The 19,047-nt window shown below is 64.9% G+C and carries 19 protein-coding genes; 9 read left to right on the forward strand and 10 right to left on the reverse strand.

Annotation, left to right across the window (positions count from 1 at the left end; genetic code table 11):
- Positions 1-21 precede the first annotated feature (21 nt).
- Complete coding sequence (locus ACODTW_RS10650) at positions 22-819, reverse strand: MipA/OmpV family protein (RefSeq protein WP_488945965.1); 798 nt, start codon at positions 817-819, stop codon at positions 22-24.
- Between the two features lie 311 nt (positions 820-1,130).
- On the opposite strand from ACODTW_RS10650, the gene ACODTW_RS10655 reads away from it, so the two are divergent.
- The 3 genes from ACODTW_RS10655 (at position 1,131) to ACODTW_RS10665 (ending at position 4,587) form a co-directional block, all read left to right on the forward strand.
- Complete coding sequence (locus ACODTW_RS10655; protein WP_488945967.1) at positions 1,131-2,312, forward strand: M20 aminoacylase family protein; 1,182 nt, start codon at positions 1,131-1,133, stop codon at positions 2,310-2,312.
- A 2-nt stretch (positions 2,313-2,314) separates the two neighbouring features.
- A complete protein-coding gene (locus tag ACODTW_RS10660; RefSeq protein ID WP_488945968.1) occupies positions 2,315-2,842 on the forward strand; it encodes a protease complex subunit PrcB family protein in 528 nt (175 codons plus the stop codon).
- A gap of 65 nt (positions 2,843-2,907) precedes the next feature.
- Complete coding sequence (locus tag ACODTW_RS10665) at positions 2,908-4,587, forward strand: thiamine pyrophosphate-binding protein (RefSeq protein ID WP_488945969.1); 1,680 nt, start codon at positions 2,908-2,910, stop codon at positions 4,585-4,587.
- 68 nt (positions 4,588-4,655) lie between these two features.
- On the opposite strand, the gene ACODTW_RS10670 is transcribed toward ACODTW_RS10665, so the two are convergent.
- Positions 4,656-6,056, reverse strand: a complete 1,401-nt coding sequence (locus ACODTW_RS10670) for a PleD family two-component system response regulator (protein WP_488945970.1) — start codon at positions 6,054-6,056, stop codon at positions 4,656-4,658.
- A gap of 44 nt (positions 6,057-6,100) precedes the next feature.
- Positions 6,101-6,505 carry a response regulator gene (locus ACODTW_RS10675; RefSeq protein ID WP_488945971.1) on the reverse strand — a complete coding sequence of 135 codons (405 nt, stop codon included), beginning with the start codon at positions 6,503-6,505 and terminating at the stop codon, positions 6,101-6,103.
- A 138-nt stretch (positions 6,506-6,643) separates the two neighbouring features.
- Here ACODTW_RS10675 and ACODTW_RS10680 point away from each other — a divergent pair, with 138 nt between their 5' ends.
- Positions 6,644-7,981, forward strand: coding sequence for a DNA polymerase IV (locus tag ACODTW_RS10680; RefSeq protein ID WP_488945972.1), 1,338 nt, complete (start codon positions 6,644-6,646; stop codon positions 7,979-7,981).
- Positions 7,982-8,003: 22 nt separating this feature from the next.
- Here the strand turns inward: ACODTW_RS10680 and ACODTW_RS10685 are convergent, their stop codons facing one another.
- The 3 genes from ACODTW_RS10685 to ACODTW_RS10695 form a co-directional block, all read right to left on the reverse strand.
- Positions 8,004-8,624, reverse strand: coding sequence for an outer membrane protein (locus ACODTW_RS10685; protein ID WP_488945973.1), 621 nt, complete (start codon positions 8,622-8,624; stop codon positions 8,004-8,006).
- Between the two features lie 138 nt (positions 8,625-8,762).
- Entirely contained in the window at positions 8,763-9,779 is a 1,017-nt protein-coding gene (locus tag ACODTW_RS10690) for an aspartyl protease family protein (RefSeq protein ID WP_488945975.1), read from the reverse strand.
- A gap of 243 nt (positions 9,780-10,022) precedes the next feature.
- Positions 10,023-11,369 carry a hypothetical protein gene (locus tag ACODTW_RS10695; protein WP_488945976.1) on the reverse strand — a complete coding sequence of 449 codons (1,347 nt, stop codon included), beginning with the start codon at positions 11,367-11,369 and terminating at the stop codon, positions 10,023-10,025.
- A gap of 383 nt (positions 11,370-11,752) precedes the next feature.
- On the opposite strand from ACODTW_RS10695, the gene ACODTW_RS10700 reads away from it, so the two are divergent.
- Positions 11,753-12,463: a protein tyrosine phosphatase family protein gene (locus ACODTW_RS10700; protein WP_488945977.1), complete on the forward strand. Its 711-nt coding sequence runs from the start codon at positions 11,753-11,755 to the stop codon at positions 12,461-12,463.
- Positions 12,464-12,556: 93 nt separating this feature from the next.
- Here ACODTW_RS10700 and ACODTW_RS10705 read toward each other — a convergent pair whose 3' ends face one another.
- From ACODTW_RS10705 to ACODTW_RS10715, 3 genes are all read right to left on the reverse strand, one after another.
- A complete protein-coding gene (locus tag ACODTW_RS10705) occupies positions 12,557-12,991 on the reverse strand; it encodes a CBS domain-containing protein (RefSeq protein ID WP_488945978.1) in 435 nt (144 codons plus the stop codon).
- Positions 12,992-13,210: 219 nt separating this feature from the next.
- Positions 13,211-14,488, reverse strand: a complete 1,278-nt coding sequence (locus ACODTW_RS10710; RefSeq protein ID WP_488945979.1) for an RNA polymerase sigma factor — start codon at positions 14,486-14,488, stop codon at positions 13,211-13,213.
- A gap of 3 nt (positions 14,489-14,491) precedes the next feature.
- The gene (locus tag ACODTW_RS10715) at positions 14,492-14,845 is read right to left on the reverse strand and encodes a YciI family protein (RefSeq protein ID WP_488945980.1); all 354 of its coding nucleotides are present in this window, start codon (positions 14,843-14,845) and stop codon (positions 14,492-14,494) included.
- A gap of 173 nt (positions 14,846-15,018) precedes the next feature.
- Here ACODTW_RS10715 and ACODTW_RS10720 point away from each other — a divergent pair, with 173 nt between their 5' ends.
- Positions 15,019-15,171, forward strand: a complete 153-nt coding sequence (locus tag ACODTW_RS10720) for a hypothetical protein (protein WP_488945981.1) — start codon at positions 15,019-15,021, stop codon at positions 15,169-15,171.
- A gap of 242 nt (positions 15,172-15,413) precedes the next feature.
- Here the strand turns inward: ACODTW_RS10720 and ACODTW_RS10725 are convergent, their stop codons facing one another.
- Positions 15,414-15,587: a hypothetical protein gene (locus ACODTW_RS10725; RefSeq protein WP_488945982.1), complete on the reverse strand. Its 174-nt coding sequence runs from the start codon at positions 15,585-15,587 to the stop codon at positions 15,414-15,416.
- 185 nt (positions 15,588-15,772) lie between these two features.
- Between ACODTW_RS10725 and ACODTW_RS10730 the strand changes: the two genes are divergently transcribed.
- The 3 genes from ACODTW_RS10730 to ACODTW_RS10740 all read left to right on the forward strand — a co-directional run bounded on the left by ACODTW_RS10730 (position 15,773) and on the right by ACODTW_RS10740 (position 18,447).
- On the forward strand, positions 15,773-17,476 hold the full coding sequence (locus ACODTW_RS10730) for a monovalent cation:proton antiporter-2 (CPA2) family protein (protein WP_488945984.1): 1,704 nt from the start codon (positions 15,773-15,775) through the stop codon (positions 17,474-17,476).
- A 150-nt stretch (positions 17,477-17,626) separates the two neighbouring features.
- Entirely contained in the window at positions 17,627-17,968 is a 342-nt protein-coding gene (locus tag ACODTW_RS10735; protein ID WP_488945985.1) for an acyl carrier protein, read from the forward strand.
- Between the two features lie 53 nt (positions 17,969-18,021).
- Entirely contained in the window at positions 18,022-18,447 is a 426-nt protein-coding gene (locus ACODTW_RS10740) for a DUF1489 family protein (protein WP_488945986.1), read from the forward strand.
- Positions 18,448-19,047: the final 600 nt, after the last annotated feature.

Consider the following 19,047-nt stretch of genomic DNA (forward strand, 5'->3'; position numbering starts at 1 on the left):
GTGACCGCCCCCGTCTCACTTTCAGAAGGTGTAGGAGAGGCCCAGGCCGCCCATGAACTGGTCGCGGCTGCCATTATCCTTCACAATAGGGCTGTCAGCGGCGTCGCCCAACAGGCGGGAATAGCTGCCGAAGCCGGTGATCGACCAGTTGTCATCCAGGGGATGGATGGCAATCGCCGTCAATCCTGCATCCTTGAACCCGCCCTTGGCCTTGAACCCCGTACGGGAACCGAAGCGGGCCAGCGCCGCCGGGTTGGTCGACGCGAACCGATCCGAGGTCGTGCTGAAATAGGAGTTCATATAATCGTCGCTGGCCCAGGTGATGCTGGGGCCGAACAGCAGAACCGTGCGACCGACCGGGTTGAACATGTACATGGCGCCCAACGTCGCCGTCGTGCCCTTGTGCCCGTCACTCAACAGGTCGGTGCTGACGTCCGCCGACAGCATCCAGCGGTCGATGCGATATTCGGCAAAGACGCGGCCAATGGCCGTGTCTCCGACATTACGGAAGCCCGTCAGCGCATCATCCTTGCTGGATTTGCGGCCGCCGTCGAAGGCGATGGCGGCGCCCAGGGTCAGATTATCAGTGGTGACCAGATTGACCCCCAGCCCCTGCCGCGACAGGAAGAAACGGTTGTCATAGGTGATCTCGATATCGGGGAAGGGACGGACCTTGTAATGGTCCGAGCCCTCATATTCCGGGGCAATGAAGCCCATGGTGCCCAGACGTACGTACCAGCCGTCATCAGGGCGGGCAAACTGGGCGGAGGCGGCAAGGGGACTGCCAAGTGCAAGCAGGGCCGCGATGGCGGTAGCCATCTGCAGATTTCCAACGGAACGGTTTTTCATCGTTGATCTCTCCGGTTCTGAATGCGGAAACGGTCCGTTGCCCCACCGGTTCCGTGCCGGCACTGTGGCGAACAGTCCGCGGCGGGCCAGTGATGGGCATCACGCAAAATGAACATTGATCAAAATGTCATCTTTCAAGCCCTGGGACGTTTCGGACGTTCCCAGCCAGCGGCTTAGCCGATAGAGTGTCGGCAACGTCGCTTGCGACCAGTTTTGTGAACAAGGCGGCATGGGCCAAGGGGCGACCGGGGCCGGTGCCGCCTGCCGGAGTTTCAGGGATCATGCCCATCATCAACCGTATTGCCGATTTCCACGCCGACATGACCGCATGGCGGCACCACATCCACGAGAATCCCGAAACGGCGTTCGAGGAGTTCAAGACGTCCGACTTCGTGGCGGAAAAGCTGACATCGTTCGGGATCGAGGTGCATCGCGGCATCGCCGGGACCGGGCTGGTCGGCGTGCTGCACGGGAACAGCGGTCCCAATGGCAAGTCCATCGGCCTGCGCGCCGACATGGACGCGCTGAACATGGATGAAGACAACAGTTTTGCCCATGCCAGCAAGGTGCCGGGCAAGATGCATGGCTGCGGTCATGACGGCCACACCACCATGCTTCTGGGCGCCGCCCGTTATCTGGCCGAGACGCGCAATTTCAGCGGCACGGTGAATTTCATCTTCCAGCCGGCCGAGGAAGGGGCCGGCGGTGGCCGCAGGATGGTGGAGGAGGGGCTGTTCGACCGCTTCCCCTGCGACATGGTCTTCGGCATGCACAACTGGCCGGACCTGGCGCCGGGCGAGATGGTGGTGAAGGCCGGTCCGATCATGGCCGGCGCCGACCAGTTCGAGATCAAGGTGGCTGGCAAGGGCGGTCACGCCGCCCTGCCGCACCATGCCGTCGATCCGGTCGTCATCGCCGCGCACATGGTGACGGCCATCCAGACCGTCGTCAGCCGTAATGTCAGCCCGATTGAAGCCGGCGTCATCTCCGTCACGCAGATCCATGCGGGCAGCGCCTATAACGTCATCCCGCAGGAAGTCATCATGCGCGGCACGGTGCGTGCCCTGACGCATGAGGTGCGCCAGCAGCTTGAGGATGGCCTGCGCCGAATCGTGGAGACGCTGCCGGCCACCTTCGGATCCAGCGCCACCCTGACCTACCGCCGTGGATATCCGCCCACAGTCAATCACGCCGGCCTGCCGACCGATCTGGCGTCCAAGGTGGCGCAGGAACTGGTCGGTGCCGACAAGGTCCATAGCGATGTCGGCCCCAGCATGGGGGCAGAGGATTTCGCCTTCATGCTGATGGAACGGCCCGGCTGCTATGTCTGGGTCGGGCAGGGCGGGGCCGGGCTGGGCTGCCTGCTGCACAATCCGCGTTATGATTTCAATGACGAGATCCTGCCGCTGGGCACCAGCTACTGGGCACGGCTGGTGGAAACGGCGTTGCCGGCGGCGGCCTGATCATGACCAGGGGGCGTGGCGTGATGATGGGGCGCGCGCTGCTGACGGCGCTGACTCTTTGCGCAGTTGCCCTGCTGCCGGGCTGCGGTGGGGCGCGGGACTGGCTGGCGGGAGAGACGGCGGAAGGGACGGCGGGCATGGCGGGTGACGCGCCGCCGCCGCTGTCGGCACGGGCCATGTGGCGGGCCGACAATGCCCGTGCCCAATCGCAATCCTTCCTGGTGGCGCGCAATGATGCCGAATGGGCGGCACTATGGGACATGGCGGGGCGCACCCCGCCCGGCAAGCTGCCGCCGGACCAGATGGCATTGGGTGTCTTCCTGGGCACCCGGACGACGACGGGCTATTCCGTCGATATCATCCGGCTGCGGCCCGAACGCCGCAACGGACAGCGCGACCGGCTTGTCGTGGAATACCGGGAAGTCAACCCGCCCGACGAGTTGATCAAGACCCAGGTACTGACCAGCCCCTATGCCATCATCCTGGTCGATCGCAGCGAGGCCATTGTCCGCTATAACCGCATGCCGTGATGGGGACCGGCCGGACCCGGCCCCCAATCGCGAAAAGCATAAGAACAAACGGGGAGCATCCATACATGAACAGCCAGACCCGCACCGGCGGGCGTATCCTTGTCGACAGCCTGGTGGCGCTGGGCGCGCATACCGCCTTTTGCGTCGCCGGTGAAAGCTATCTGGAGGTGCTGGACGCGGCCGCCGACCGGCCCGACCTGCGCCTGATCACCTGCCGGCAGGAGGGCGGGGCCGCCTTCATGGCAGAGGCCTGGGGCAAACTGACGGGGCGGCCCGGCGTGCTGATGGTGACGCGCGGGCCCGGCGCCTGCAACGCGTCCATCGGCATTCATACGGCTTTCCAGGACAGCAGCCCGATGGTGATTCTGGTCGGGCAGGTGGCGCGCGACCAGCTGGACCGGGAAGCGTTCCAGGAGATCGATTACCGCCAGATGTTCGGTCCCGTCGCCAAATGGGCGGCCCAGATCGACAGTGCCGAGCGTATTCCAGAATATCTGGCCCGGGCCTTCCGCATCGCTACGGCCGGCCGGCCGGGCCCCGTCGTCCTGGCCCTGCCGGAGGACATGCTGCGGGAAGGCGCCGTCGTGGCCGACCCGGTTGTCGGTGATTTCGCGGGCGCCACCCTGGATGCCGACACGGCCGACAAGATCGCCGTCATGCTGCGCACGGCGCAGCGGCCGCTGGTCCTGGTCGGTGGTGCCTTCTGGGACGATGATGCGTCCGCCGACCTGCGCCGGTTTGTGGAAGCCTGGAACCTGCCGGTGGCCTGTTCCTTCCGCCGCCAGGATGTGCTGCACAATGACAGCCCGTCCTATATCGGCGACCTGGGCACGGGGCCGAATCCGGCGCTGGTTGCCCGCGTGCGACAGGCTGACATGATCCTGGCCATCGGCACGCGCCTGGGGGAGATCATGACCCAGGGTTATGAGTTGCTGACCCCGCCGCGCCTTGCTGTGCCGCTGATCCATATCCATGCCGATGCCGACGAACTGGGCCGTGTCTATCAGCCGGATCTGGGTGTGCAGGCGACACCGGCCAGTGCTGTTCACGCATTGGCCGCGCTTGCGGCCCCGGCCGATTGCCTGTGGTCGGAATGGACGGCGGCGGCGCGGGCCGACTACCAGGCGTGGCAGGTCCCGGCCGCCTATCAGGGGGCCTTGGATCTGGGCGCGATCTTCACCTGGTTGCGGGACAATCTGCCGGAAGATGCCATCATCACCAATGATGCCGGCAATTTCTCCGGCTGGGGCCACCGGTTCCTGCGCTTCGGCCGGCCGGGGCGGCAGCTGGGGCCGGCCAATGGGGCCATGGGTTACGCCTTCCCGGCAGCCCTGTCGGCCAAGCTGGCCTGCCCGGAACGGCTGTGCCTGTCCATGTCCGGGGATGGCGGCTTTCTGATGACCGGTCAGGAACTGGCCAGCGCTGTCCATGCCGGGGCGGCCCCGATTGCCCTGATCTTCAACAATGGCATGTACGGCACCATCCGCATGCATCAGGAGCAGCGTTTCCCCGGTCGTGTCAGCGCCACCACGCTGACCAACCCGGATTTCGCCGCCCTGGCGAGGGCCTATGGCGCCTTCGGGGCGGTGGTGGAGCGGACGGAGGATTTCGCGCCAACCTTCCAGGCAGCCATCGACAGCGGCAAGGCCGCAATCATCGAACTGCGCATGGACCCGGAGGTCATCACCACCCGCACAACCCTGTCGGCCATGCGGGCCGCCGCCCTGGCGCGGCAAGGGGCATAGGGCCCAGTATAAGAAAGCCGGAGAAGCGACCATTACCGCTTCTCCGGCCCCCCGCATCACATTCCTGGCTATTCCGGCGTGCCGTCGGCAACCACGCGGTTACGGCCGCTGCGTTTGGCCTGATACAGCGCCGTATCGGCGCGGCGCAGCAGCGCGTCGCCCGACTCCGGCTTTCCATCCGCATCCAGACTGCCGTCGGCCACAGCCACACCGATGCTGATGGTCACGTCGATCTTGCCCACGGGTGCGGTTACCGCGAACGCTTCCTCGGCAATGCGGCGGCGCAGGCGTTCAGCCACGGCCATAGCCTGGCTGCCGTCGGTGTCGGGCATGATGACGACGAATTCCTCGCCACCCAGCCGGGCGACAAGGTCAAAATTGCGCAGATTGCGGCTGGCGCGCTGCGCCACTTCCTTCAGCACTTCGTCACCGACACCATGGCCCCAGGTGTCGTTCACCACCTTGAAATGGTCGATGTCAAACAGCAGCGCCGACACGGGCTTGTTGTTGCCACCCGACCGGTCCAGCAGGCGGGGCAGGTGGGCCGACAGATAGCGGCGGTTGAACAGGCCGGTCAGGCTGTCGGTCAGGGCCATGGACAGGCTGGCCTCATAATTGGCGCGCAGCTTGTCCTGATAGCGCTTGCGCCGGACCTGCGTGCGGGTTCGGGCCAACAGCTCATTCCGGTCGATGGGCTTGATCAGGTAATCGTTAGCCCCCAGCTCCAGCCCCTTGGCGACCCGGTCCATGTCCGTTTCGTCAGCCAGCAGCAGCACAGGAATCTGGCGCGTCTTCTCATGGCTGCGAAGCTGGGAGCAGAGACGCAAACCGTCCTCCCGCATCAGCGTCAGCGAGATGACGATCAGCTCGAATTCCTCCGCCAGGGCCAGTTCCAGGCCGCCGGCGCAGCTGTCGGTGTCCGTCACCTCGTCCCGGTCACGGGCCAGCGTTTCCGTAATCTTGTCCAGGTCGATGGCGCTGTCTTCCACCACCAGCACACGGGCGGCCTCGGCCGTCTGGGTGTGAACCGAGTCTGTTGACACCAGCATGCCCAGCTGGCCCGACGTGCTTTCGCGCAGGCGCCATTCGTCCGTCATCATTTTCAGACGGACCAGGGAACGGACGCGGGCGAACAGGGCCACGTCGTTGACGGGTTTGGTCAGGAAGTCATCGGCGCCCGCCTCCAGCCCCCGCACGCGGTCCGACGCGTCGGAAAGGGCGGTGACCATGACGACGGGGATGTGCATGGTGGCCGGGTCGGCACGGATTTTCTCGCACACCTCGAACCCGTCCATGCCGGGCATCATCACGTCCAGCAGAACGATGTCGGGGTGTTGCGCCTTGATTCGCTCCAGCGCTTCGGGGCCGGAATTGGCCGTCACAACGTCGAAATATTCCCGGGTCAGCTTCGCCGCCAGGAGTTTCACGTTGGGCAACACATCATCAACGACAAGGACCCGAGCCGACATTGTTTTCTACCCAAGGGTGGCCCGGGGCTTGTCGTCCCAGGCTTTCAGAGGAAACGTTGCACCGTCTGCAGGAACTTCGCCACCGAGATCGGCTTGGCGATGTAATCCTCGCAACCACCTTCGCGAATCTTCTCTTCGTCGCCTTTCATCGCGAATGCGGTCACGGCGACCACGGGGATCGTCCGCAGATCATCATCTTCCTTCAACCACTTGGTAACCTCAAGTCCGGATACCTCCGGAAGCTGAATATCCATCAGAATCAGGTCAGGCCGGTGGCTGCGTGCCAGCCGCAGCGCCTCCATCCCGTCCTTCGTCTGCAAGGTCGCATAGCCATGGGCTTCCAGCAGATCGTGGAAGAGCTTCATGTTCAGCTCATTATCCTCCACGATCAGGACGCAGCGCTGCCTGGGCGCGCTGGCGCCGTCACCAAGTTCCTTGTCCGGTAACATCCGCAACCGCTCCGCCTCGACGTCGAACGCCTTCTTGCCCCATGGTACCGGCGGTGGGATTAGATCCCGTCAGCCCCCGCGCCACCGTGTATTCATTAGACAGAAGCAAGCCTTAACCATTCGTTACCATAAACCATGATGCAGCAGGAACAAGCAGAGCCCGGTAAAGGTGGCGCCGAAACGGCGGGCGCGCTATGCCGCGATTGCGGCTTGCCCCAACCGTCGGCGCGGCGCTGCCGGGATTGCGGCTCCGTGCGCATGGTCAGCCATCCCGAACTGCACCACCTGTCCATCGCGCATATCGACTGCGATGCCTTTTACGCCAGCGTCGAGAAACGTGACCGGCCGGAACTGGCCGACCAGCCGGTGATCGTCGGCGGCGGGCATCGCGGCGTGGTTTCCGCCTGCTGCTACATCGCCCGGCTTTACGGTGTGCGTTCCGCCATGCCGATGTTCAAGGCGCTGGAGCTTTGCCCGGGCGCCATCGTGATCAAACCCGACATGCGCAAATATGTGCAGGTCGGGCGGCAGGTCCGGGCGCTGATGGAGGAAACGACTCCGCTGGTGGAGCCGATTTCCATCGACGAGGCTTTCCTGGACCTGACGGGCACAGAGCTGCTGCATGGCGGGAGCCCGGCGCGCACGCTGGTTCGGCTGGTGCGGCGGATCGAGACGGAGATCGGCGTCACCGCCTCCATCGGTCTGTCGCACAACAAGTTCCTGGCCAAGCTGGCCTCCGACCTGGACAAGCCGCGTGGTTTCGCCACCATCGGCCGGGCGGAAACGCTGGGCTTCCTGGCGCCCAAACCCGTGGGGATGATCTGGGGCGTCGGCAAGGCCCTGGCTGCCAAGCTGGCGGCCGATGGGGTGCGCAGCATCGGGCAACTGCGGGACCTGGAGATGAAGGTCCTGGTTCAGCGCTACGGCACCATGGGCATGCGTCTCTATTCCTTCAGCCGGGGCGAGGATGACCGTCGCGTCACCCCGCACAGCCCGACGAAAAGCGTGTCGGCGGAAACGACCTTCAACAGCGATCTGTGGACGCTGGCCGATCTGGAGCGGGAATTATGGCCGCTGGCGGAGACGGTCTCGCGGCGCATGAAGGCGGGCGGTCATGCCGGCATGACCGTGACACTGAAGCTGAAAACTCCCGATTTCAAGCTGATCACCCGCAGTCAGCGCCTGTCGACGCCGACGCAACTGGCCGACCGCATCTTCCGGACGGGGCGCGACCTGCTGAAGGCCGAATGCGACGGGCGGCGGTTCCGCCTGCTGGGCATCGGTTGCCATGACCTTGTCGATCCCCGGGATGCCGATCCGCCCGATCTGGCTGATCCCAGCCTGCAGCAGCGGGCCAAGGTGGAACGGGCAATCGATGCCGTGCGGGCCAAGCTGGGCGGCCAGGCGATCGCAAAGGGCAGGGGGCTGCCCGCCGCAGGTGGCAAGGCCGAACGTGATCGGGACAAACGGGATTAGGGTAGGGGCCCAAAGGCCGTGTTTACTTGCCGAAGGTGAAGCGGACGCCCGCCAGCGCCGTCCAGGTCTGCACCGTGCCATGGGTGGCGAAATCGTCCGTGGCGGTGAAGCCCGGTTCGGTCCCACGCAGGAAACGGCCATCGGCAAAGAAGGAAAGCCCGTCACTGAAAGGCACCGACAGACCGACCACGCCCTGATAGGTCAGCACTTCCGCCCGCGAATCGGCATAACCCAGGGCCAGCCGCTCCGCCTCCGTCCGGGTCCAGCCCAGGCCGACACCGACATAGGGCATCAGCCAGTCGGCCACGCGCATGTTGAAACGGGCGTTGGCCATGCTGCCCAGCGTACCGATGGCGCCATCCGTGGACGGTGCGGTCAGCAGCGCCGCATCGCGATCGCGATAGGCATATTCAAGCTCCAGCCGGAAGCTCTCCATCGGATGCCAGTTATTGCTGTAATCACCCGCGGCACCCAAGCCATATGTAGTGGCATTACCGGCGGCTCCGCCCACATACCGGCCGGACAGACCCTGGAGATAGGCCTGCGACAAATCCGAATCCGGGGAGGTCGCTTCCTGCGCAGAGGCCGAAGCGACAAAAACGCCGATGCAGAGAAGGGTTAGGGCAGACTTCAGCGACTTCATGACATCAACTCCGAACCCCCTCTTCATAGTGCAAACGCTTGAAGGAGTCATGCGCCCATCCAGGGTGGTGCGATGTCGACTATAAATCACTCGCCATGTGTGACGGCCCCGACACGGAATTTTATTCCCACCTGGTGGTTACGACCCGCGCCAGGCCCCCACGCGGTTCAGTCGGGACGGGCCCGGCGGTGCGCCCGTCGCCTCCGTCCGCACCCGTAGATGCAGGGTCCCGGTGCCGAAATCCAGCGCGAATCCGTCACTGATGCCCAGGATATCCATGCCCAGGATGAAGGCCGGCTGATTTTCCATGCCCATGGCCGCGAAGGCATGGGCGTCCACCAGGGTCGTTGCCAGATTGGTGATATTCAGCGGCCCCAATTCGACCCGCGGCAGCAGGAACACTTCTCCAACCTTGGTCTCTCCGGCCAGATTGATGACCTCGATCCGGCCGATCAGGCTCGCCGGATGGCCGCGTGCAGCCAAGGCATCCCGCAAAGCGCTGTTGAACATGGATCGTTCAGCGCCGGTATCGACCATGGCCATGACGCGGACCCCGCCAATCTCCACGGGCACAACGACCAGTCCCGTCGGATGCACATTGCCCTTCACGCTGTCATAGCCGGTGGGGGCGCCGCGCCGGGAATTCTCGATGCGGATTTCATCGCGGCGGAAATTGACCGACAGACGCTTGCCTGCCAGCGCGTTGGTTCCCAGGACCCCGCCGGCCCCGGACAGATCGCCGAAGGAAAGGACCGGTGTCACCATGTCCTGCGCCACGAAACGCCCCATGTCGATGCGCCCGACCTTCATGGTCGGCATGATCACGGGACCCAGCACATCATGGACGCGCATCATATTGTTCTGAACCGTGACATCGGCGGCAACGGCGTTGCCTGGCACGTTGGGGGGCGGGGTGAAGCCCAGCGCCATGGCGATGTCACGTCCGATCATCGTGCCGCTGCACCCGGTATCGACCAGGAAGCGCACGGGACCATATCCGTCGACCACGACGGGCGCCAGTACCCGGCCCGCGCGATCAGGGCGGGTAGGAATGGCATAGATCGGCTCCGGCGGTGGGGGCGGCGACATTTCGGCCATGGCCGGCACCGTTCCCAGCAGGGCCGCGATCATGTGGGCGGCAACAATCTTCCTCATGGCCGTTCTCCCCGATTGACCGATACTGGCATCACGACGGCCGGATGTCATAAGACAGGATAGTCCAGTTTAGGGCCGCTCGATCCCATCATGACGACATGGCTGAGGGGGTGAAGGTCCGCTTTGTTGCGGGGGAACGGAGCCAAAGGGAAGATCGTTGCGCGATGGCAACGAAAAAGGGCCGAGTGCCAAGCACCCGGCCCTTCGCCGTGAAATGAACCCTTCCCGAAGCTGAAGGGGGGATTAAGGCTGCTTGGCCCCGGTGGGAGCCGGCGCCGGAGCCGCGCCACCGGGTGCGCCGGTCGGCATGGTCAGCGGTTCCTTGCCCTTGTCCTTCAGGACCTTGATGATCCCGGTTGACGCGGCGTCGGCCTGCGCCTTCTCCGCATCGGTGCTTTCGTGGGAGAACACGTTCAGCACGCGGATCTGCTGCGCCTGCCCCTGCTGCTTGGGCAGTTCGATCAGTTGCATGATGACGGCGACGTGAATCTTGTTGCCGGCGGCATCGCAGTTCACGGAGCCGGAGCGCAGCTGATAGGCGGGCAGCTTCTCGATCGCGCCGATGGCGGGCGTGAACGTGCCTTCGCAGCTCTTCTTCAGCTGTTCCAGATAGCTGTCGCTGACCTTGGTGAAGTCGCCGGCGCTGTCGCCCAGGGGGAAACTGCGGACCGCACCCAGAACCTTGTCGCCAATCTGCCAGGCGTAGTCGCCGGGGCGCTGCTGTGGCGGGATCTTGTCCACCGGGATGGCGCGCGCGTTCGACAGGCCCGCATCGACCAACAGCTTGGCCAGCGACGGGGCGATGGCGGGTTCTGTCGGGGCGGGCAGCTTCAGGGTGCCGGCCACGCCCTGATCGACGCAGGTCGTCAGGTCGTTCATGGCCTTGGTCGTGCCCTTCAACTGGAAGGCGGCGACATCGCCCGGCACCTCGATGGTCATGACACTGCCGGTCGTCAGACCCTTCAGCACGTCGGCATCATCGCCCAGGCCAATGGCAAGGGCGTTGGGCTGGCTGACGATGGCGCCCAATTCGCGCGTCAGCTTGCTGTCGATGGATAGTTTGACAGCGGTCCGCTGACCCGTCGGCATCTGCGCGCCGGGAATGCCCAGCACCAGCTGCACGCGCTTCTGCGGGTTTTTCAGCAACAGCAGGTGCAGGTTATTGTCGAATTCCACCGACGCGGCGCACATCTTGAAGCTGCCATCGGTGAAAACCTGCGGACCCACCTGCCATTCGCCGCGCGGGGCGGCGGGTTTGGCCGGCTTCGGCGGTGCCGCCGGGGCCGCGGCGGGCTTGGCGACCTGGCCCTGCGCGGCGGCGCCCACGGTGCCGGCCGTCGGCGCGGCCGCAGCCGGTGCCTGCTGTCCGATTGTGCCGGCAGCGGGGCCGCCGATGGTCCCGGCCGCCGGACTGCTGCCCTGCTGCGGGTTCTGCACCGCGCCGGGCAGGATCAGACCGCCACCGGCGGGGGCCTGCTGCTGGTTGCTGGACTGGGCGGCGGCGGCGCCGGTCAGGCACAGCGCGGCGGCGCCGGCCAGCAAGGCGTGCGTCAAACCACGCGGAAAGGAAAGAGACAGGCTACGAACCACGGAAATCAACCCCTCTGCACATTGGGCGTGGCGACCCTAGGCTTGTTGGCTGCGCATGGCAAGGGGGCATATGCGGCCAAAATCCGGTGGCGGACTGCGGAGGTCTCAGGGGTTGAACGTCGCTCAACCTGTCCGTGGCGTCGTCTGTGTACGGCACCGCTGGTGGCGCCGGTCCCGTCCCTCGCCCCGCGCGCCATCCGGGCTGAAAATCGCCGGTGTATAGCCGAATGGCATAGTGCGGTGCCGGGGCTGCCATGACGTCAAGGAAACATAACCAAAAGCGGGTATTTTGCACTCGCCCGCCTTTGGCGCGGTATCGTATGAATTCGGATGTCGGGACGCACATGACGCCCGCAGGGGCCCGACAGGGGAAGAGATCAGGGATGCAGTACGAGGAAACCCGTCAGCCGCTGGTTCCCGGCGTCGTGCCTGAATGGGCGCGCACCCAGCGACCGCTGGATCTGGCGGGGCGCTGGCTCAACAGCCTGTTCAAGGACCATAGCTTCATCCGCATGGCCTACCGCAACCTGCACCGCATCGGGCCGGATATGTACCGCTGTGCGCAGCCGACGCCCGGACAGGTGGAGGCCCTGGCACGCCTGGGCGTGCGGACGATCATCAACCTGCGCGGACGCCGGCCTGGATGCGGGTCCTATTTCTTCGAGGTGCGGGCCTGCGCGAAACTGGGCATAGAACTGATCGATTTCCCCGTCCGTTCCCGCGATGTGCCCCGCAAGGAAGATCTGTTCGCGGCCCGCCAATTGTGGGCGCGCCTGCCGGGACCCGCCGTCATGCATTGCAAGGCGGGGGCCGACCGTGTCGGCTTCATGAGCGTGCTTTACCAGTTTGTGGCCCTGGGCCTGCCGATCGCGGAGGCACAGCAGCAGCTCTCCTGGCGGTTCGGGCATCTGCGCCAGTCAAAGACCGGCATCCTGGACTATTTCTTCGATTGCTTTGTTGCCAGCGGCGGCAGCAGCGTCGACGACTTCTACCGCTGGGTTGAGCATGAATACGACCCGGCGGCCATGAAGGCGGCCTTCACGTCGCAGCGATGGGCCAATCTGCTGATGGATCGCATTATCGCCCGGGAATAGGCACAGGCACCCCCGGGGGCGTCCCGCACACATGCCAACAATCCCCTGCCTGCCGGCAGGGGAAGCTGTCTCGACCAGGATGACGGCAACGGGTCAGAGGCGACCGGAGACGTAGTCCCGCAGGCTTTCCACCTCATGTGTATATTCGGCCAGCCGGAACTTCACCACGTCGCCGATGGAGATGACGCCAGCCAGGATGCCATCTTCCACTACGGGCATGTGGCGGAAGCGGCCCTCTGTCATGCGGCTCATCACCGACGCGACCGTATCGGTGGGCGTGCAGGACACCACCTTCGCCGTCATCAATGCCGATACCGGCTTGTCCATGACACTGGCCCCATGCAGGGCAAGACCGCGGACGATATCGCGTTCCGACAGGATGCCGGCAATGCCTCCCGTCTCATTCAGCACCAGGATGGCGCCGATCCGGTTGGCATGCAGGATATGAGCGACGGTGGCGACGTTCTCGTCGGGCCGGGTCGTGATGATGGTGGCGCTCTTGTTCTTCAGAATGGCAGAGACATGCATGGATGCGGTCCTCCCCTTGCTGGTTGCCAACGGTCCTCTACTGACCGTCTCGGACCGGTAATGACCGGTCCGGCGCTCATGCGCCGCAAGCCTTGGGCACGGATGCGCCCGCCCGACGCCTGAGGGAACGTGACCGGGCGGACGGGCCGATATACAGCATCCCGACATCGTCTGCCCCGCATCCACAAGGGAACGCGATGTTGCGCTGCACGCGCAACATTATTCGGCCAGCTTTTCCATTCTGTGCGTCAGCAATAGCCGATCGGGTTGACTGATCCCCACCCGATCGGCCAGGTCCAGCGCCAGGCGGAGTAACTCCAGCGCCTGCGCCCGATCGCCCAGCCGTTCCAGAAAGGCGGAACGGGTGGCAGCGTAAAGGGGAAAGCGGGCCATCAGCGGGTCACCTTCCAGAGCGGCCAACGCCGCAAGACCTGCGGCTGGCCCGTCCCGTTCGGCCAGCGCCACGGCCCGGTTGAGCCAGGTCACAGGGCCGGGCGCCAGCAGGACCAGGCGATCATACAGCCCGACAATTTGTGGCCAGTCGGTGGCATCCCAGGTCGGCGCCATGGCGTGGGCGGCGGCGATGGCCGCTTCCAGGTGCCAGCGCGTCTCGGTCGCCCCCGCCATGCTGGCTTTCAGGTGGCGGAAGCCGGCGGCGATCAGCCCGCGGTGCCAGCGGCCCCTGTTCTGGTGGGCCAGCAGCACCGGCAACCCGTCCTTGTCCAGCCGGGCCGGCAGGCGCGCCGCCGTCAGGCAGGTCAAGGCCGCCATGGCATTGGCCTCCGGCCGGCCCACGACGGGATGGTTGGCCAGTTCGCGCGCCAGATGCAGGGCGTCCGACACCAGGTCGGGTCGGATCAGCCGATCGCCATCGGTGCTGCCGACCCCTTCATTGAACATCAGATAAAGGGTGATCAGCACGGCTTCCAACCGTTCCGGCAGAGCCGTGCCAGCCGGGATGACGAAGGGCACGCGCGCGTCGGCCAACCGGGCCTTCGCCCGCGTGATCCGCTGTGAAAGCGTTGGCTCGGGCAGCAGGAAGGCACGCGCAATCTCGCCCGTGCCCAACCCGCAGACGGATTTCAGCGTCAGGGCCACACGCGCCTCCACCGACAGCAGCGGATGACAGCAAGCGAAAATCAGGCCCAGCTTCTCATCCGCCAATTCGGCGGCAAAGCGCGCCTCCCCCCGCCCAGGTTCACCCGCCAGGGATCGGGCCAGTTCATCCATGTCCACATCGGCGGTGAAGCGGCGGCGGCGCAACCCGTCCACCGCTTCATTGCGGGCCGTGCGCCAAAGCCAGCCGGCGGGATTGTCGGGAATGCCGGCATGGGGCCAGACATGCAGCGCCTTGGACAGCGCCGACTGCACGATCTCCTCCGCCTCGTCCAGTCGGCCCGGCCCCAGCAGCCGGGCCAGCCGGGCCGTCAGCCGCCCGAATTCCGTCCGGAAAAGACCGGCAACCAGGGGCCCGGCCGCCGTCTCCCCGCTGTCCATGGCTCAGCCGCCCATGTCGTCGACCTGCCGCAATTCGATGGTGCCGAAGCGCACATGCGGGCAACCGGCGGCCAGATGCTCGGCTTCGGCATAGTCGGCGGCGTCGACAATGAAGAAGCCCCCGATCACTTCCTTGGCTTCGGCATAGGGGCCGTCGGTGGTGACCAGCGTGCCGGATCGCGCCGTCACATGCCGGCCGCCCTCGTCACGCAGCTTTTCGCCGCCCGCCAGCTTTCCGGCCTGGCCGATCCTCTCGCCCCACCGGCGGTATTCGTCGATGATGGCCTGCATCTCGTCCGGCGACAGAGCAGCGAAGGTGGCGGGGTCTTCACGCAGGATCAGCATAAACTTGGCCATGTCATTCTCCAGGAATTCGGTTGCGGACCGGCGCGCATGGCCGATCCAGAACCCCTTGACGGAGCAGGGTCGGGACTTTCGACAGCAATGTCGAAAAAAATCTCATCCCGGACTATTTATGGAGCCGAAGGTCACGACACGAGGCGGCGATGAAGCTGGAGGATCGATTGGCGGTGAAGTTGCTTGCGCAGGCGTCGGGGCAGTTGGGCCGGGCGATCAGCGAGACCCTGTGTACGGAGCCTGACCGCCGCGTCATCCGCGCTCTGCTGGATGATGCCAAGGAAATGCTGGCCGATTTCGAGGATCAGTATTTCCGGCCGGACTGACAGGATCGACGGTACCAATCCACACCTGTCCCTGCCGTTGAAGGGAGGCAGGGGGCATCGGTCTCTTTGGTTTTGTGAACGGCCCGGGCGTCGATGCGATGAAGGCAGCCCTGTCCCGGTCACCCCGGCCACCCTGGGGGGGGCGCTGCGCCGGACCGCAAATCAACCTTCAGGGCACGGGGCACGCTCAGTGACCGGGACAGGCACGCCGCCCCGATCATTGAGCGCTTTGAAACGCGGTATCAGGCCCGGCCGACCGTGGCCTTGCGGTGCAGATGGTCGTTCGGCCGCAGCCGCTGCCACTCCCATTGGCGCAGATCCGCGTCCCCTTCGGCATTCTCATGGCGCTGGCGGGTGGCAGGATGGCTGCGACGGGTGATTTCGTCCCGGGCGCGCTGCCATTCACGTTCGGTCATCGGATCGGCTGCTTTACCAGGATGGGGCATTGCTTCCTCCGTTGTCAGATATGACAGAATTATAAAAAGCTACCCTGCCGGGGAGTTCACCTCGTATCTTCCTCCGCAGAGGTAACGGTCCGCCACCGGAATGGTTCCGCCGCGGTGGCGAGAGGAGGGCGGTGGTGGAAGGGGCTCAGCACGTCATGCATGGCTACTCCCTTGTGGAAGAGACGTTGCTTTTCCTGTCCGTCGCCGTCAGCTGCATACTACTCCTGCATCGCCTGAGAATCAGCCCTGTTCTTGGCTATCTGGTCGGCGGCCTGATTCTGGGCCCGTCCGGCCTGAAACTCGTGGCACTGGAAGAACAGGTGCAGGCTGTTGCCGACCTGGGCGTTGTCTTCCTGCTGTTCCTCATCGGTCTGGAACTCTCCGCTGATCGTCTGCGGGCGCTGCGCCGGTGGGTCTTCGGCCTGGGGGTGGCACAATTCATTCTCACCGGTGGCCTGCTGGGGGCGGCCATTGCCGCGATCTTCGGCACGCCGCTGATGGTGGCGCTGCTGCTGGGCGGCGGTCTGGCACTCTCTTCAACGGCTGTCGTCGTGCAGCTGTTGATCGAGCGCGGGCAGGTGGCGTCCCCGACGGGACGGGTGACCTTCGCCGTGCTGCTGTTGCAGGATTTGGCCGTGGTGCCGCTGCTGCTGCTGGCCACTACCCTGTCGGGGCCGAAGGATCAATCGATCCCGCTGGCCCTGGCCATCGCCGTTGGCAAGGCCGTGCTGGCCGTGGCGGCAATCCTGCTTCTGGGCCGGTTCACCCTGGGTCCGCTGCTGCGGCTGGTGGCTGCCACCCGCAGCACGGAACTGTTCACCGCCACAGCCTTGCTGATCGTGCTGGGTACGGGCTGGGCGACAGGGCTGGGGGGACTGTCCTCGGCGCTGGGCGCCTTCCTGGCCGGGCTGGTGCTGGCCGGCACGGAATTCCGCCACCAGGCGGAATCGGACATGCAGCCATTCAAGGGCCTGCTGCTGGGCCTGTTCTTCCTGTCCGTCGGCCTGGGGTTCGACCTTGCCGCCATTGCGGATCGCGCGCACTGGATACTGGTCGGCGTCATCGCCCTGATTTTGCTGAAGGCTCTTGTCGCCTATCTTCTGACCCGCCTTTTCGGTGCCCCGCGCGATGTGGCCATCCGCTCCGGCCTGTTGCTGGGCGAAGCGGGGGAATTCGCGTTCGTCATCTTGGGGACGGCGACGGCGGGACACCTGATCGACAGCACGCTGGGCCAGACCCTGGCTGCCGTCATCGGTCTTTCCATTGCTTTCACGCCGTTCCTACCGGCCCTGGCCGACCAGCTGGTCCGCCGTTTCGCTCCGCCTGTTGCCCGCGTGACAGAGGGTGGTGCGCCGGAGGAGGTCACCAACCATGTCATCATCTGCGGCTTCGGCCGGGTGGGGCAGACGGTGGCCGCCCTGATGGCGCGTCAGCAGGTGCCCTACGTGGCGCTGGACATGAATCCGGACCTGGTGCGGGAAAGCATGTTGGCGGACATTCCCGTGCATTATGGGGACAGCGCCCGCCACGAGACGCTGAAGCGTCTGGGCGCGGACCATGCCGTGGCCGCCATCATCACGCTGGATGATCCCGCGGCCGCGGCCCGTACGGTTGCGGCCTTTCGCGACCATTGGCCCTCCCTGCGTCTCTTTGCCCGCGCCCGTGATCGGGCCCATGCAGCGACGCTGCTGGCGCATGGGGTGGAGGCCGTGGTGCCCGAGACCTTCGAAAGCAGCCTGGTGCTGGCGCGCGGCGCGCTCGAATCGCTGGGGGTGCCCTCGGCTGCCGTGGATGAACTGGTGACGTTGTACCGCGAGACCGACCACGGCATGACCCGGGCCTCCGATGGGCAGACATAGGCGCCCCGCGCCGCGTGCGGGCACTATCCTTTCGGGCGACAAAAAAAGATTAACGCTCTATGCGGATAGTGCCATGGTTCGCCCGGGTCGTCGTACCCCCTACGGGGGGCATGCCTTCGGGCCGGCATTCACAGGACAGGAGCGGGGATCGTGAGTCGATCCATCGAAGGCGTTTCGAACTGGATGCACATGTTCCGCTGGATCGTGAAACTGATCCGGGATGAATATGGGGTCGATGAAAAGACACTGACCCGCACCGCCGTGCTGGAGACCGATTGCGGCCTGGGCATTGAGCAGGTGGAAGAGGTGCTGGAGATCATCGCCGAAAGTTTCGAGGTTCGCTTTCCCTCCGGCACCCTGGACGAGGTGCTGAAACTGGAGGAGCTGTGCATGCTGGCCGCGTGGCTGCGTGGCCTGTTCAAGAAGCCCGAATTCATTTCCAGCGATTTCGAGAACCGCTGCCGCGCATCCAACCCGCTTGCCGGCGCCTGAGCCCCGGTCCATATCAGACGCCCAGCTCTTCTGATCCTTCGGGCGCATCTGTCATGACCATCCATCTTCTGCGTCTGGCCGTCGGTGCCGACAGCCTGCAATCCATGCGCGACTGGCGCCGCGACCACCAGATCACCTGGCAGGGTCGGCCCGTCGTACCCACCTATACGAAACGGGCGCCGACGCGAACGGCGGAGCTGCTGGATGGCGGCTGCATCTATTGGGTGGTGAAGGGCTTCGTGCAGTGCCGACAGCGCTTCATCGGCTTCGATGCGGTTCGCGATGTTGACGGCACGGAATATTGCCGCATGCTGATGGATCCCGACCTGACGGAGACCGTGTCCATGCCCAAGCGTCCGTTCCAGGGCTGGCGCTATCTGAAGCCAGAGGACGCGCCGGCCGACCTGGGCGGCGGGCAAATGGACGAGCCCTTGCCGGAGCATGTTCTGGCCGAGTTGCGACAGTTGGGATTGGCGTAGGGGAAAGAGCGGTTGATTGAAAATAGTTGTTGCGTTGCGGGATGTGGTGGGTCTATACGGCGCCTCCCGTTGGGGCTGGTGGCGAAGCTTCTGTGGCTTGGCGGGGGATGGATGGTGGTTTTGGCCAGTATCCGAGGTTCTTAGGCTGGGTTTCTGGTCTGACAAGTTGAGATTATGTTAATCATCGTTGTGTTGATGATTGTTCAGCATTCTTTAAGGAATGTGGATTGATTATCGACATGGTTGATCGTTTCTTCTGGTTGTTTTCGGTGCCTTGGCGGTGTTGAGAAAAATCTGAAAAAAGCGGTTGACAGGGTTTGGTGGAGCGATTAGAAAGCGCCTCACCGACGCGCTGGAGCGATCTGGCGGCGATGGTTGACTGACCCCTGAATTTGGGCTTGACGGCGGTGGCCGGACGGTCTAGGTGATTGGGTCGGGCGGTGGCTGAGGTTGCCGCGACAGATGCCCTTCTTCGCATGGCGGGGGTTTTCTGGTCGGACTGGATCCGATCGGTGGGGTGTCTCTGGTGTCCGCGTTTCGTGGGTGCCCTGGATCTTTGACAAGTGAATCTGTTGAGAAGGGATGCGCAGGCGGCGGATC

Source organism: Niveispirillum sp. FG148, from assembly GCF_057809655.1.